Annotated in this window: 4 protein-coding genes; all 4 read right to left on the bottom strand. The window is 28.7% G+C overall.

What is annotated here, in order from left to right:
- A partial coding sequence (locus V2W16_RS11135; RefSeq protein ID WP_329386021.1) for a DUF4373 domain-containing protein occupies positions 1-689 on the bottom strand: 689 nt, incomplete at its 3' end.
- A gap of 168 nt (positions 690-857) precedes the next feature.
- Positions 858-1,106, bottom strand: a complete 249-nt coding sequence (locus tag V2W16_RS11130) for a hypothetical protein (RefSeq protein ID WP_329386018.1) — start codon at positions 1,104-1,106, stop codon at positions 858-860.
- Positions 1,107-1,308: 202 nt separating this feature from the next.
- On the bottom strand, positions 1,309-1,491 hold the full coding sequence (locus tag V2W16_RS11125; protein WP_329386015.1) for a hypothetical protein: 183 nt from the start codon (positions 1,489-1,491) through the stop codon (positions 1,309-1,311).
- Between the two features lie 4 nt (positions 1,492-1,495).
- Positions 1,496-1,709 (bottom strand): hypothetical protein (locus V2W16_RS11120; protein ID WP_329386012.1); only part of this gene is annotated, 214 nt, incomplete at its 5' end.

Genomic DNA, 1,709 nt, shown 5'->3' with positions numbered 1-1,709 from the left:
CTGTTACTTTTTTTGACTTTTTCGTTTTGTTCCCAGGATTTTATACTTGCTTTCCAGTCTGTCATTTTATTCTTACCTACATACCAGTTTTTACTTTCATAAAAATTATAAAACTGTAGAGGGTTTATATTATTATTTCTCTTTTTGCAATACTCCTCTACTTCGGCAATAGTAGGTTTAACAAACTTACGCTTCTTATATATATTTTCTTTACTTTTATTTACTTTACTTTCCTTTACTTTACTTTGTTCTTCTTTGCATACATTTTTGTCATTTATGTATGCAAATTCCTCTTCTTCGCCTGCATTTTGATAATTTTGTATACTATTAATAAGAAGGTATTCTTTTTTAACTTCAACGACCTTTCTTCTCTTAACTATGGTAAAATATCTTTTTTGTATTCCCTTTGAAGTTAAGATAGAATATTTGTCGTATAATTCTTTGTTAAAAATACCCCTTTTAAGAGCTTTATTTATTATCTCGGAAACAACACCGCAACCAACTCCTATATCGTGAGAAAACAACAGCATAACCTCCGAGTCCCAGTGACAGAAATAACCTTCAGCATAAATCTTCTGATAAAGTTTTATTATTACACCGAAGCCTTTTAAGCCAAATTCTGCCTCCAAGAGTTTAAAATTATCGTCCAGGTATACATCAAGAGGAAAATAATTTACTCCGTTTTTCATGATGTACTCCTTTTAAAAAGACAGCATTGCAACCCATATTTGAACGGCAATACCACCTTATAATATTCTTTTAATTTGAGGGGAATAAGTCCACTAAGTCCACAAGGAGAAACCTCCTTAAATTTTTTATATAAACACGTCCCCTCTTCGTGTTTAAAACTTATTAATCTATAAATTTATGTATGGATACTTTTTCTTTAAGTTATAAATAAATTGTTTCTTTTCAAGCTCCAAAGCCTGTATATTATTATTTAACTCAAGTACATGATCCATAAGCCTTTCCATATCGAGAGTGAAAAGCATAACCTTATTATTATTTTTAAGTGCGTTTATCATCTCTTCAAATATGTAACTTACCTGCCCTTTGTAAAGCCCGTTTACAAGTATCAAATATTCATCATAAACATCTTTTTTCATTTTTTAGCCCCATACAATATAGGCAATATATCTGCCGACAATTTCTGCAATACACATTGAAATAATAGAAAATAAGGCAGTAAAAAATATGTACTTGAAATTCAGTTTTATAAATGATAAAATTTGTAATAGTAACATATGTTTAATCTCGTGTCTTTGTTTCCCAGCAAGCACGGGATTTTTATTTAACTTTTTCATATATTTACCCCTTTTGTTCTTTAAATATAGTTTCTAATCTTTTACAACTATTAAAATGTACACACTTAATAAATGCGGTTTCATAATTTGGTTTATTATCCAAAAAATATGTTGTATTAATTTCAAGTTCTTTAAATGGACACTCTTTGCATTCTTCTATATCAAATACTTTTATCTCTTCTCCCATTAATTTACCCCTTTTTTTCTTCCATTTGTATGGATACATCAACTATTCCGTTAACAATCTTTTTTACCTCTTCATCGGAAATATTAAGCATTCCTTTAAGATTATCAATAATAAGTTTTAATGAAAAAACCATATCAAAAAAGCTTATCTCCTTTAAGATTTCCATTGCCATATCTCTACTTTTAAAATCCTTTTTAATGCAAATTATATCTTCCATT

The organism is Anaerofustis butyriciformans, assembly GCF_036289385.1.
Classification (GTDB): domain Bacteria; phylum Bacillota; class Clostridia; order Eubacteriales; family Anaerofustaceae; genus Anaerofustis; species Anaerofustis butyriciformans.
The sequence above is the reverse complement of the archived record's forward strand: the minus strand, read 5'-3'. Positions and strand labels throughout refer to the sequence as shown.